Here is a 13,109-nt window from a genome sequence, read left to right as displayed (position 1 = left end):
CCCGCTGGTCGTCCTGGTCGGCCCGATGGGCGTGGGCAAGTCCACCGTCGGGCAGCTGCTCGCCGAGCGGCTCGGGGTCTCCTACCGGGACACCGACGACGACATCGTCGCCGAACAGGGCCGGACCATCGCCGAGATCTTCGCCGACGAGGGAGAGGCCGCCTTCCGCGCGATCGAGGCGCGGGCGGTGGCCCGCGCCCTCGCCGGGCACGACGGTGTGCTCGCGCTGGGCGGCGGAGCGGTCGTCGAAGTGCGGACCCGGGCGCTGCTGTCCGGGCTGCCGGTGGTCTTCCTCGACGTCGACGCCGGCGAGGCGGTCCGGCGGATCGGCCGGGACCCGGGCCGGCCGCTGCTGGCCGGCGATCCGCACCGGCGCTGGCGCGCGCTGGCCGCGGCCCGCCGCCCTCTCTACGCGGAGGTCGCCCGGGCGGTGGTCGACACCACCGGGCGCGCTCCGGAGGGTGTCGTGGAGGCCGTGCTGGCCGCGCTGGCTCCGCACGCGGCGCGGGCCTGAAGGCCCGTATACGAGAATTCCCCGCCACTCGGCGGGGATTTCTCGTGTGGCCGGGCGGCGGTCACTGCCGGGCGGCGAGGAAGTCGTGCAGCAGCCGTTCCTCCTCGGCGGTGAGCGGGAGCCCGAAGGTGGTGCGCACCACGTCCACGGTCTCGTGCGGGCGCAGCACGCGCAGGCGCTGCTCACCGCTGCGGTACTCGGTGATGAACTCGTTGTTCTTCAGCCGGTACCGTTCCTCGTCGTTGGCCCGCTGGACCACGAGCTGCCCCACGAAGGGCGAGCCCGGGCGGGTGGAGCTGACGTAGTGGGCGGCCTGGAAGTCGACGGCGTACTGGGGTTCGGTGCGGAAGGCGTAGATGTCGAACCAGCCTTCGGGCCGCCGGTACTGCAGGAGCCAGTGGCCGTCCTCGGTCGTCAGCCGCCACGACCAGCCGGCGACGGTGCTCTCCGCTTCGGGCTGCAATGCGAGGGGTTCGATGAGCGCGGCGTAGCCGTAGCCGGGGTCGGCCAGCCACACGGTGTCGTCCGCCCGCACCAGCAGGGCCGTGTGGGAGCGGAACCGGCGCTTGTCGCTGCCCTCGCGGATGCGGACCAGGAGCCGGGTGACCGGGAAGCCGAAGCGGTCGAGCGCGGCGGCGAACAGCAGGTTCGTCTCGTAGCAGTACCCGCCGCGGCCCGCCTGGACGATCTTGCGCTGGACGGCGTCGATGTCGAGGGAGATCGTGCGCCCCAGGGCGATGTCGACGTTCTCGAAGCAGACGGAGTCCCGGTGGGCGCGGTGCAGGGCACGCAGCGTCGCGAGCGAGGCGTCGCGCGGCCCGCGGTAGCCGATGCGGGCGAGGTAGGCGTCGAGGTCGAGGTGTTTGCTGCCCCACTCCGGGGAGTCGTCGACCACGAGGGGCAGACCTGAGGTGTCCATGAGCGTCCTTCCGCCGGTGCGAAGGGTGGGCCGGGTCGCACGGCGGTGCGGCGCGCGGCCCGTCCGGGTGCCGCACGCCGCGCGCCGCGCCGGGGGGAGTGTCACCACTCCACGCGGACGTCGTACTCCTTCACCCACGCGTCGAACTCGACCAGCCGCTCCATCACGGCCCGCATGCCCCACAGGCCGCCGAGACCCGCGTAGGACTCGACGGGCCTGTCCAGCAGCTTGCGGATGCCCTCGGCCGGCACGAGGTCGAGCACGGGCGAACCGTCGAGCAGGGCCTCGACCTTGGCGCGCAGGGCCCGCACGTACTCCACGTCCTGGGTGGACGGGTAGGGGCTCTTCTTGCGTTCCAGTACCGACTCGGGCAGGACGTGGGCGGCGGCGGCGCGCAGCAGGCTCTTCTCGCGGCCGTCGAAGGTCTTCATCGCCCACGGCACGTTGAAGACGTACTCCACCAGCCGGTGGTCCGTGAACGGCACCCGGACCTCCAGGCTGGCGGCCATGCTGATGCGGTCCTTGCGGTCGAGGAGGAAGTTCTCCCAGCGGCTGATGTTGAGGTACGACAGCTCCCGCATCCGCGCCTCCTGGGCGGACTCGCCCTCCAGGCGCGGCACTTCGGCGAGCGCCTCGGCGTACCGCTTGGCGACGTACTCGTCGAGGCCGAGCCGGTCCCAGAGGCCGATCTCCTTCATGGTGTCCAGGCCGCCGAGCCGGCGCCAGGCGTCGTACCAGGGGAAGGTGTCGCCCTCCACGGCCTCCTTGTCGAAGAACCAGTTGTAGCCGCCGAAGAGCTCGTCCGCGGTCTCGCCGGACAGGGCGACCGTCACCTGCTCCTTGAGGGCCTTGCACAGGTGGTAGAGGGAGTGCTCCATGTCGCCGGTGGAGATGGGCAGGTCCTGGGCGCGCAGCACCCGCATGCGCACGTCCTCGTCGAGGACGTGGTGGTTCTCCAGCTCGACGATGACGTGCTCGGCGCCGGACTGCCGGGCCACGTCGACGGCGTACGGCGTGTCCGGGTCCATCCAGATGCCGTTGCCGCGGAAGTTCTCCTCGTTGTTCTTGAAGTCGATGGAGAAGGCCTTGATGCGTTCCTGCTTGCCCTGGTCGCGGAAGACCTTGGCGGCCAGGGCGGTGATGGCGCTGGAGTCGAGGCCGCCGGAGAGCAGGGTGCCCACCTTGACGTCGGCGATGAGCTGGCGTTCGACGATGTCCTCGAGGAGTTCGCGGACGCGGGTGACGGTGGTGTCGAGGTCGTCGGTGTGCGGGCGGGCCTCAAGCTGCCAGTAGGTGCGGGTGGTGTGGCCGCCGCGGTGGAAGCGCACGACGGTGCCGGGCACGACTTCGTGCATGCCCTTGAAGACGGCGTGGCCGGGGGTGTTGATGATGGCGAAGATCTCCGCCAGGCCCTCGCGGTCCACGACCGCCTCGGCGTCGGGGTGGGCCAGGATGGCCTTGGCCTCGGAACCGAACAGCACGCCGTCGCGTGTCGGGTAGTAGAAGAGGGGCTTGACGCCCATGCGGTCGCGGACCAGGAGCAGTTCCTCGGTGCGCGGGTCCCACAGCGCGAGGGCGTACATGCCGTTGAGGCGTTCGGCGAAGTGCTCGCCCCACTCCAGGTAGGCGTGCAGGACGACCTCGGTGTCGCTGGAGGTGCGGAAGGCGTGGCCGAGGCCGGCGAGTTCCTCCTTCAGCTCGCGGTAGTTGTACACCTCGCCGGTGTAGGCGAGGACGGGCAGGCCGTCGGTCTCGCCGGTGACGTGCATGGGCTGGCGGCCGCCCTCCAGGTCGATGATGGAGAGCCGGCGGTGGCCGAGGACCGCGTGCGGTGACATCCACACGCCGCGGTCGTCGGGTCCCCGGCACGCCAGCGTCTCCGTCATGGCCGACGCCGTCGCGCCGTGTGCCGTCAGGTCGTGGTCGTAGGCGACCCAGCCTGCGAGTCCGCACATCGAAGTCCCAGTCCTTTCGTTGCTGTGGTGGTGTATGGCCGGGGGTGTTCAGGGCCGCGGCACCCAGCCGGCGCGGTCCCAGTACGCCAGGTGGGCCTGGGCCGACACCGTGCCGATCCGTGCCACCCGCTCGCCGCCGAGGACCATCACGGTGGGCCGGTCGGGGGTGAACACCGGCCAGTCGGGAGCGTGTTCACTGCTCGGGGTCCTGCCGCGGGCGAAGGAGGCCACCAGGTCGATCAGCGCGTTCGAGATCCGCCGCTCCAGCGGTCCGTTCCCGTAGAAAGGTGCGTTGACCGGCAGCGCGAACGTCCCGAAGAGGAACTTCGCGACGGCCTCGTGCGGGGTGGTGCCGGCGTACGGCGGCCTGAGCGGGTGGGCGAACTCCATCAGGTACTGCGGGGAGGCGGCCGGGTCCCGCTCGCGGGCGTGCCGTTCGGCCAGCCGCACGATCTGGTAGCGGAACAGTCCGTCGCCCCACACCTGCGTCCACACCGACACCGGGTCGACGGGCAGGCCCTCCGCCCGCGACGCCCGGCGGTAGTGGGCGATGCAGTCCGCCACCTGCTCGTCGGTGACCTTGGCGGCGCCCTTCTCGAGCACCTCGCGGACGGCCGCGCGCAGTCCGGCCTCGTCGGCCGGGTGCGGGCCGGGGTAGGGGTAGCCGGGGCCGGTGGTGAAGAAGGAGCCCTCGGTGCGGCAGTAAATCGGCATCATGGGGACGCCGGGCGTGGGCAGCGCGTGGTCGTAGCCGCGCATCCACCGCCCGTCGACGACCGGGCCCCGGTACTCCCGGCCGCCCTCCACGAACCGCTCGGTGGGGCGGCCCGCGTACACCTCCTCCCAGGCGTCCCGCAGTTCGGCGGCCGGTACGCCGCGCAGCCCCGGGACGGTCGTGCCGAAGCGGCGTGCGAGGTGTTCGTAGACCCGGCGGGACTCCTCGGGGGTGGTCGAACTGGCGGGCTCCCAGACGTGTTTGACGCTGATCGGGATGATCCTGCGGATGATGTCGCGCAGTTCGGGCAGCAGGGCCAGCTGCCAGGTGCTGGAGCCGCCCGCCGAGGTGCCGGCGACGGTGATGTTCCCGGGGTCGCCGCCGAACGCGCCGGCGTTGTCCCGGACCCAGCGCACGAGCGCGGCCTGGTCCTGCAGGCCCCAGTTGGCGCAGGAGCCCGTGCGCGGGTCGGTGAGCTCCTCGTGCAGTCCCCAGCCGAACGCGCCCAGACGGTAGTTGAAGGTGATGACGACCATCCGGCCGTGGACGGCGGTGCGCGCACCGTCGTAGTCGGGCTCGCTGCCCGATCCGAGCATCCAGCCGCCGCCGTGGATGTAGACCAGGACCGGCAGACGGCCGTCCACGTCCGGGGTCCACACGTTGGCGTACAGGCTGTCCTCGCTGCTGTCGGGCAGGTAGTCGCCCTGGAGCGAGGGGGCGGCGAAGACGGTGGCGTCCCGTACGCCCTGCCACGGCTCGGGCGGCCGGGGCGAGGAGAACCGCAGCGGGCCCACCGGCGGAGCCGCGTAGGGCACGCCCCGGAAGACGGTGAGTCCGTCGGTCCGCTCCCCCGCCACTCGTCCCGCCGTCGTCCGGACGACCACTGTGCGACTGGGCATTGGTGAACCTCACTTCCCGCCTCGGCGTTGTCGGGGGCGGCGCGGCGCGCACCATGGAGCACAGGGATCGTCGCTCCGGTGCCGGGCCGGCCGCCAACCGCCGGTCACTACTCCGTCAAGTCAGGCCGCGTCCGCCGCGCGGGTGCGGTGCGGCGGGGCGACGGGGCCGGGCGCGGACAGCAACCGGTCGGGCGGAGCGGTCAGTTCGCGGCCGGTCAGGGCGCGCAGGGTGCGGTAGGCGGAGGCGTCGCCGGCGAGCACACCGCCGCGCAGGATCCGCCCCTCCGGGTCGAGTACGAGCTTGGCGTACGTGCCGGCGCCGTCGTCGCGCAGGACGTACTCCAGGGCGCCCTCGCTCTCGGCGTGGGCGTCGCCGAAGCTGGCCACGTCGACACCGAGGAGTTTCAGTTTGGTGGCGGTGTCGGGGTCGGTGAAGGGGGTCGTGGGGCGGCCGAGCAGCTGGTCGGCAACCAGTTCGGCCATCCGGTAGCCGGGGGCGACCAGCCCGTAGGCGCGGCCCCCCACGGCCGCGCACTCGCCGACGGCCCAGACGGCCGGGTCGGCGGTGCGGCACAGGTCGTCGACGAGGAAGCCGCCGCGTTCGCCCGTGGCGAGCCCGGCGGGTCCGGCCAGGTCGTCGCGGGGACGCACGCCGGCGGAGAACACCACCAGCCGGGCGTCGAGCGCGGTCCCGTCGGTGAGGCGGACCCCTTCGACCCGGCCGTCGCCGCCGGCGCGGATCTCGCGGACGGCGAGCCCGCAGTGCACCCGCAGACCCAGTCCGGTGACGAGCCGGGCGAGCACGCGCGCTCCCCCGTCGTCGAGTTGCACCGGCATCAGGCGGGGCGCCAGCTCCACGACGTGCGGCCGTACGCCGAGCAGCCGCAGCGCGTTGGCGGCCTCCAGGCCGAGAAGGCCGCCGCCCACCACGATTCCGGGCCCCTTCGCGCGTGCCGCCTCGCGGAGGGCGTCGAGGTCGTCGAAGGTGCGGTAGACGAAGCAGCCGGGCAGGTCGTGCCCCGGGACGGGCGGTACGAACGGACGCGAGCCGGTGGCGAGCACCAGGGCGTCGTAGCGGGTGCGCGTGCCGTCGGCGGTGGTGACCGTGCGGGCCCGCCGGTCGATGCCGGTCACCGGGGTGGCCGTGCGCAGCTCCACCAGGGGGTCGGTGAGGAGGTCGGGGCCGGCGAGGGTGAGGTCGGCGGCGGTCTTCCCCTCCAGGTAGGACGACAGGGCGACCCGGTTGTAGGCGGGACGGGGTTCCTCGGCCAGGACGACGACGCGCCAGGCGCCGTGCCGGTCGTGGGCCCGCAGGTGCTCGACGAGGCGGTGGCCGGTCATGCCGTGTCCGACGACCACCAGGGTGCGCGGGGTGCGGGTCATGGGTCGCTGTTCCCTCCGGTCGCGGATGCGAGCACCAGGCGCACGTCGTCCGCGCAGCCTCCGCAGCCGGTGGTGGCCCGGGTCGCGGCGGCGATCTCGGCCAGGCCGCGGGCGCCGTCGCGCCAGGCGCGCAGCAGATCGGCCTTGGTGACGTGGTTGCAGTGGCAGAGCACCGCCGCGTCCGGCAGTTCGACGCGGGCGGGTCCCTCGCCTGTCGCGGTGCCCAGCAGGAGCCCGAACCGGTCGGACGGCACCGGCAGGTCGCGCGCGTACAGCTGGGCGAGGGCGGCGGTGGCGCGCGGCAGTCCCACGAGGACCGCGCTCGCGACGCGCTCCCCGGACAGGGCGAGAGCGGCGTAGCGGCCCCGGGCGGGGTCGGACAGGGTGATGTGCCGGTCGGCCTCCGGCGGTTCGGGCGGGCCGAGGCAGGCCAGGTCGAAGCCGGGCGTCCTCGGTCGCAGCACGGGACGGCCGGCGTGGTGGTGCCTGTCGTGGCCGACGAGGACGTGGGCGAGGGTGTCGGCCTGTTCCCAGGCGGTCGTGGCGAGTCCGGGGACCTCGCCGCCGAACTCCGCGCAGTCCCCGACGGCGTGGATGTGCGGATCGCTGGTGCGCAGGTGCCGGTCGACGACCACCCCCGTGCGCACGGCCAGTCCGGCCCGCCGGGCGAGCGCGGTCTCGGGTGCCACACCGGTGCACAGCGCGAGCACGTCGGCGCACAGGATCTCGCCGTCGTCGAGGACCAGCTTGCCCGGCCGGTACTCCACGGCGGTGCACCCGAGGTGGAGGCGGGCACCGGCGGAGCGGAGGTGGCCGGCGAGCAGGGCACCGGCCGTGTGGTCGAGCCGGTCGTCCATGGGGTGCGGCCCGGGGTGCACGAGGGTGACGTCGCGGCCGGAGCGCAGCAGCGCGAGCGCGGTCTCGGTGCCGAGGATCCCGCCGCCGAGCACCACCACCGGCCCGCTCGTGAGCCGTTCGGCGTCCTCGGGGGTGCGCAGGGTGGTGGCGCCCTCGGTGAGCCGGCCGTCCTCGGTGAGCACGCCGGGCAGGCGCGGGATCCGCGGCCGGGCGCCGGTGGCCAGCACCAGCCGGTCGTAGTGGAGTGTCTCCCCGGTGCCGGTGCGCACCAGGCGGCGGGCGCGGTCGACGGCGGTGGCGGTGACGCCGGGCCGGACGCGCACCCCGTCGGGCGGGGCGGGCAGGTGCAGGTCCTGGTCGGTGAGGGTGCCGTCGAGGAGGGAGGTGAGCAGGGCCCGGTTGTAGGCCGGTCGCGGTTCGGCGCCGAGGACGGTGACCGGGCCCGGGTGGCCGAGCCGGGACAGACGCTCGACGAGCCGGTGCGCCGCGGGGCCGTGGCCCACGACGAGGACGTGCTGCGAGTCGGGCATGGCGGGCCTCACGACGCGTCGGTGCCGGGTTCGATCCGCACGGCGCAGACCTTGAACTCGGGCATCTTGCTGCGGGGGTCGAGGGCGGTGCTGGTGATCAGGTTGGCCCGGCCGGTGCCGGGATGGTGGAAGGGCAGGAACACCGTGTCCGTGCGCATGCTGCCGACCAGCCTGACCCGCGCGACCGTGGTGCCGCGGGCCGAGGTGACGCGGGCCGTGTCGCCCTCGCGCAGGCCCGCGCGTTCGGCGGTGTCGGGGTGGATCTCGACGAACGGCTCGGGGACGGCGTCGTTGAGTTCGGGCACGCGGCGGGTCTGCGCGCCGGACTGGTAGTGGGCGAGGACCCGGCCGGTCGTGGCGTACAGGGGGTGGCCGGCGTCGGGTGTCTCGGCCGGGTCGCGGTGGTCGACCTCGGCGAACCGGGCGCGTCCGTCCGGGGTCGCGAAGCCGTCGAGGAAGAGGCGGGGCGTGCCGGGGTGCGCTTGTCCGTCCGGGAGTTCGGGGCAGGGCCAGTGCAGGCTCTCCCCCGCGTCCAGCCGCTCGTAGGTGATGCCGGAGTAGTCGGCCTTGCCGCCGCGGGAGGCGCGCCGCAGCTCGTCGAAGACCTGGCGCGGCGAGGTCGGGTAGCGGTGGGCCGGCTCGCCGAGCCTGACGGCGAGGCCGTGCAGGACCTCCAGGTCGGTGCGCACGCCCTCGGGCGGCGGGTGCAGCCGGCGGCGGCGCAGCACCCGGCCCTCCAGGCTGGTCAGGGTGCCCTCCTCCTCGGCCCACTGGGCGACCGGGAGGACCACGTCGGCCGTCCGCGCGGTCTCCGAGGGCACGAAGTCGGCCACCACCAGCAGGTCGAGGGCCGCCAGCCGGTCGGCGACGTGGGCGGAGTGGGGCGCGGACACCAGGGGGTTGGAGCCGAACACCAGCAGGGCGCGGGGGCCGCCTTCGGTGCCGAGCGCGTCGAGCAGCTCGTAGGCGCTGCGGCCGGGGCCGGGCAGGGTGTCCGGGGTGGTGCCCCAGACGCGTGCCACGTGGGCCCGTGCCTCCGGGTCGGTGATCATGCGGTAGCCGGGGAGCTGGTCGGCCTTCTGCCCGTGCTCGCGGCCGCCCTGCCCGTTGCCCTGCCCGGTCAGGCAGCCGTAGCCGCTTCCGGCGACCCCGGGCAGGCCCAGGGCGAGGGCGAGGTTGATGAAGGCCGCGGCGGTGTCGGCGCCCTTGCTGTGCTGCTCGGCGCCCCGGCCGGTGAGCACGTAGGCCCGGCGCGCCTCACCCAGCAGTTCCACGGCGGCGCGCTGTTCGGCGACGGGGACGCCGGTGACCTGTTCCACGCGCTCGGGCCACCAGGTGACGGCGCGTCGCCAGGCCGCGTCGAAGCCGGTGGTGCGCTCCTGGACGTACTCCTTGTCGCACCAGCCGTCGCTCACGGCGATGTGCAGCAGGCCCAGTGCCAGGGCGAGGTCGGTGCCGGGCACCGGTTGCAGGTGCAGGGCGGCCCGCTCGGCGGTCCGGGTGCGGCGCGGGTCGATGACGATCAGCTCCGCCTTGCGCAGGTGCCGCATCAGCGGGGGCATGGTCTCGGCGGGGTTGGCGCCGGCGAGCAGGATCGTGTCCGCCGCGCCGAGGTCGGCGACGGGGAACGGCAGTCCGCGGTCCAGGCCGAAGGCGGCGTTCCCGGCCGCGGCGGCCGAGGACATGCAGAACCGGCCGTTGTAGTCGATCTGGCTGGTGCCGAGGGCGAGCCGGGCGAACTTGCCCAGCAGGTAGGCCTTCTCGTTGGTCAGGCCGCCCCCGCCGAACACGGCGAGCGCGTCCGGGCCGTGCGTGTCGCGGATCCGCCGCAGGCGCGCGGCGACCGTGTCCAGGGCGGTGTCCCAGTCGACCGGGGCGTGGCGGCCGTCCGCGCCGCGCACCAGTGGTCGGCGCAGCCGGTCCGGGACGCCGAGCAGCGCGGGCGCGGTCCAGCCCTTCTGGCACAGGTGGCCGTCGTTGACGGGGAAGTCGGAGGGCTCCACCACGGTCCCCGAGGCGTCGTGGCCGAGGCGGGTGCCGCACTGCAGGGCGCAGTACGGGCAGTGCGTGGCCACGCCGGAGCGCGGCGCCGTGTCAGGCACGGGTGACCTCCGAGGACTCGGCGGCCCCGCGCCCGGCCCGGCGGGGGTCCCGTGCCTCGCCCGGCACGGTGCCGTGCGGGGCGCGCAGGTACACCAGGCGGGTGACGGTCACGCACACCGCGTAGAAGGCGAGGAAGAACCAGAAGGCGGGCTCGCCCGTGCCCTGGCTGCCGTAGGAGGCCCGGAAGGCCAGGTTGACGACGACGCCGCCGAGCGCGCCGACGGCACCGGCGATGCCGATGACCGCGCCGGTCAGGCGGCGGGCGCGGGCGAAGGCCTCGGTCGCGTCGTGGCCGGCGGTGACGGCGGCCTCCGCCTGCCCGGCGAAGACGACCGGGATCAGCTTGTACGTGGACCCGTTGCCCAGGCCGCTGAGCACGAACAGCACCGTGAACACGGCGACGAACAGGGCGAGGGAGTGGTGGGCCGAGGCCACCAGCAGCAACAGCGTGCCGGCGCCCATGGCGAGGAAGTTCCAGAACGTGACCCGGGCTCCGCCGAAGCGGTCGGCGAGCCTGCCGCCGAGCGGCCGGGACAGCGAGCCGAGCAGCGGCCCGAGGAAGGTGTAGCCGACGGCCTCCAGCGGGGTGGAGCCGAACTGGTTCTGCAGCACCAGGCCGAAGGCGAAGCCGTAGCCGATGAACGAGCCGAACGTGCCGAGGTACAGCAGCGAGATCCACCAGGTGTGCGGGTTGCCCGCCGCCTCGCGCAGCGTGCCGGATCCGGCCGGGCCGGTGTCGACGTTGTCCATGCCGAGCGCCGCGAGCACGGCGGCCAGCGCGATCAGCGGCAGGTAGGCGGCGATGACGTAGGCGGGGTGGGTGTCGCCCGCGGTGGCGATGACCAGCAGTCCGACGAGCTGGATGACGGCGACGCCCAGGTTGCCGCCGCCGGCGTTGAGGCCGAGCGCCCAGCCCTGGTGCCGCCGGGGGAAGAAGTGGGCGATGTTGGTGGTGGAGGAGGCGAAGTTGCCGCCGCCGACGCCCGCGGTGGCGGCGATGAGCAGGAACACCCACAGGGGCGTGCCGGGCCGCTGGACGAAGTACAGCGCCAGCAGTGCCGGTACGAACAGCAGGGCCGAGCTGAAGACGGTCCAGTCGCGCCCGCCGAACCGGGTCACGGCGTGGCTGTAGGGCAGGCGCAGCAGCGCGCCCACCAGGGTGGGGGTGACCACCAGCAGGAACTTCTCGCTCGGGGCGAAGCCCAGGCCGATGGCCGGGGACATGAACAGCACCAGGACCGACCACATGCTCCAGATCGAGAAGCCGATGTGCTCGGAGAGGACGGACAGGACGAGGTTGCGTCGTGCGACGTGCTTGCCGGTGCGCTCCCAGAACTCCTCGTCCTCCGGATCCCAGTGCTCGATCCGGCGTCGGGAGGCGCGCAGTGCCGTCATCGGGGCAACTCCTCGGCTGGGGACGGCGGCCCGGCGCGTGGCGCACGGGCCGGACCGCCGTACGGGGGGTGACGGGCCGCCGTGCGGGGGGTGACGGGCCGCCGTGCGGGGGGCGTGACAGGGGCGCGGGCCCACGGGGGGGGATGGGCCCGCGCCCCGGGAGGGGGCGGCGCGGGGGCCGGGACTTACGCTCCGGTCCGCTCCGCCTTCAGCAGCCGGGCCAGCTCCAGCCGCTTGATCTTGGTGGTGGCGGTCTGCGGCAGGTCGTCGAGCTTCCACTGCACGGGCTCCGCCATCGCGGGCAGGCCGGCCACGGCCCGCTTCCAGGCCGCGAGGTCGAGCGGCTTGTCGTCGCGGGTGCACACCACGGGCAGGGGCTTGCCGTCCTCGTCCGGGACGATGATGACCTCGACGAGTTCCGGTATCCGGGCGAAGAGGGTGTCCTCGATCTCCAGGGTGCTGTCGATGCCCTCGATCTCGTCGACCTCCCGGTCGAGCAGGTGCAGGCAGCCCCACTTGGTGCGGTAGCCCAGGTCGCCCATGCGCCACCACTCGCCGTCGGCCTGCTTCTCCCACCGCTCGTGCTCGCCGAGGTAGGTGACGATCCGTCCGTCGGAACGGACCTCGATGTAACCGGGGTTGGACTTGGTGGGACGCTTGCCGTCCCGGCTGACGACCCGCACGCCCGTCATGCCGGGGAACGGGGAGCCCACGCAGCGGCCGTCGGCGTCCGCGCCACGCTTCTTCGAGTAGGTGCGCCCGGCGATCGGGCCGACCTCGCTCTGGCCGTACATCTGGACGAACTGCGGCTTCTCGCGGCGGGACGCGGTGAGCATCAGGTGCACGGTGCGCGGGTGGATGGCGTCGAAGGTGCTGCTGAAGTACTTCACGTTCGCCAGCGGCCGGCGCGGGTCGTCGACCAGCACCTCCCAGCGCAGGAACGTGTTCGGGTGCGCCTCGATCAGGCCCGGCGGGGCCTGCCCGAACACCTCGGCCACGACCTCCGGGTCGTCGTCCCGGAGGATGATCATCGGGTGTCCCTGGAGGATCGTGATGGGCATGGCGGTGAACATCCGCGAGTGCACGAACGACACGTGGATGGCCACCGGCTCGCTGCGGCCCACCAGGGACGCCACCGTGCCCTGGGGGCGGTAGCGCGCCTCGAAGGTGCGCCCGGTGTGCACCGCCAGCTTCGGCGTCCCGGTGGTGCCGGAAGTGTGGGTGACCAGCGTCGGGTGGTCCGGGGGCATGGTCACCGGCGCGACCCGGGTGGAGCCGGCCAGCGACGCGAGGGTGACGGCCTCGTCGTGGCTGCCGGAGGCGAGGAGCACCTGCCGGGTCAGGCCGAAGATCTCGGCGGGCAGGTGGTGGTCCAGCTTGTCCTGGTCGGTCACCAGGTACGGCCGGTCCACGCGGCGCACCAGCTCGCACACGGTCGCGCCGTCGAGCTTCGGGGACAGCAGGACCGGCACGGCGCCGATCCTGGCCGTGGAGCAGGCCAGGAGCGTGATGTCGAACCCGTTGGTCTTGTGGACGACCACGCGTTCCCCGGGCCGGACGCCCGCCGCCCACAGCCGCGAGGCCAGGTCGTCGACGAGGTCGGCGACCTCCGTCAGCGTCATGCGGCGCCCGCGCTCCGGAGCGACGTCGAGATCATGGTCGAGGATCACGGGATTCGCCGGGTGCCGAGCCGCGGCCCGGTCGAAAAGCGTACCCAGCCGAATTCCCTTGTTTCCGATGCGCTGGAGAAACATCTGCCCACCCTCTCATCCGCCGCGACTGTTCCTCAGCCGTGCGGCAGGCCGTTTCGAATTTCAGGCTCCCGTACGGATCGCCGG

Annotated in this window: 9 protein-coding genes; 1 reads left to right on the top strand and 8 read right to left on the bottom strand. The window is 73.7% G+C overall.

Translation table 11 applies throughout. The features are described from left to right. Positions 1-514, top strand: a 514-nt coding sequence (locus RIN80_RS00630) for a shikimate kinase (protein ID WP_309093443.1), incomplete at its 5' end; no start/stop codon positions are given. Positions 515-575: 61 nt separating this feature from the next. Here the strand turns inward: RIN80_RS00630 and RIN80_RS00625 are convergent. The 8 genes from RIN80_RS00625 to RIN80_RS00590 all read right to left on the bottom strand — a co-directional run bounded on the left by RIN80_RS00625 (position 576) and on the right by RIN80_RS00590 (position 13,025). Further along, the gene (locus tag RIN80_RS00625; protein WP_309093442.1) at positions 576-1,433 is read right to left on the bottom strand and encodes an arylamine N-acetyltransferase; all 858 of its coding nucleotides are present in this window, start codon (positions 1,431-1,433) and stop codon (positions 576-578) included. Between the two features lie 101 nt (positions 1,434-1,534). Continuing rightward, entirely contained in the window at positions 1,535-3,388 is a 1,854-nt protein-coding gene (gene asnB, locus RIN80_RS00620) for an asparagine synthase (glutamine-hydrolyzing) (RefSeq protein WP_309093441.1), read from the bottom strand. A 48-nt stretch (positions 3,389-3,436) separates the two neighbouring features. Continuing rightward, the gene (locus RIN80_RS00615; RefSeq protein WP_309093440.1) at positions 3,437-5,002 is read right to left on the bottom strand and encodes a carboxylesterase family protein; all 1,566 of its coding nucleotides are present in this window, start codon (positions 5,000-5,002) and stop codon (positions 3,437-3,439) included. Positions 5,003-5,122: 120 nt separating this feature from the next. Next, a complete protein-coding gene (locus RIN80_RS00610; RefSeq protein WP_309093439.1) occupies positions 5,123-6,385 on the bottom strand; it encodes an FAD-dependent oxidoreductase in 1,263 nt (420 codons plus the stop codon). After that, entirely contained in the window at positions 6,382-7,773 is a 1,392-nt protein-coding gene (locus tag RIN80_RS00605; protein WP_309093438.1) for an FAD-dependent oxidoreductase, read from the bottom strand. Before RIN80_RS00605 ends, RIN80_RS00610 begins: the two co-directional genes overlap by 4 nt. Positions 7,774-7,781: 8 nt before the next feature. Beyond that, positions 7,782-9,875, bottom strand: coding sequence for a molybdopterin oxidoreductase family protein (locus tag RIN80_RS00600; RefSeq protein ID WP_309093437.1), 2,094 nt, complete (start codon positions 9,873-9,875; stop codon positions 7,782-7,784). Then, positions 9,868-11,271: a nitrate/nitrite transporter gene (locus tag RIN80_RS00595; protein WP_309093436.1), complete on the bottom strand. Its 1,404-nt coding sequence runs from the start codon at positions 11,269-11,271 to the stop codon at positions 9,868-9,870. Before RIN80_RS00595 ends, RIN80_RS00600 begins: the two co-directional genes overlap by 8 nt. A 185-nt stretch (positions 11,272-11,456) precedes the next feature. Continuing rightward, positions 11,457-13,025 (bottom strand): class I adenylate-forming enzyme family protein, encoded by a 1,569-nt coding sequence (locus RIN80_RS00590; RefSeq protein WP_309093435.1) that lies wholly within the window; start codon positions 13,023-13,025, stop codon positions 11,457-11,459. Between the last annotated feature and the right edge of the window lie 84 nt (positions 13,026-13,109).

Origin of the sequence: Streptomyces sp. (assembly GCF_031181705.1) — a bacterium.
Classification (GTDB): Bacteria; Actinomycetota; Actinomycetes; order Streptomycetales; family Streptomycetaceae; genus Streptomyces.
This window is presented reverse-complemented; position numbering and strand designations above follow the sequence as displayed.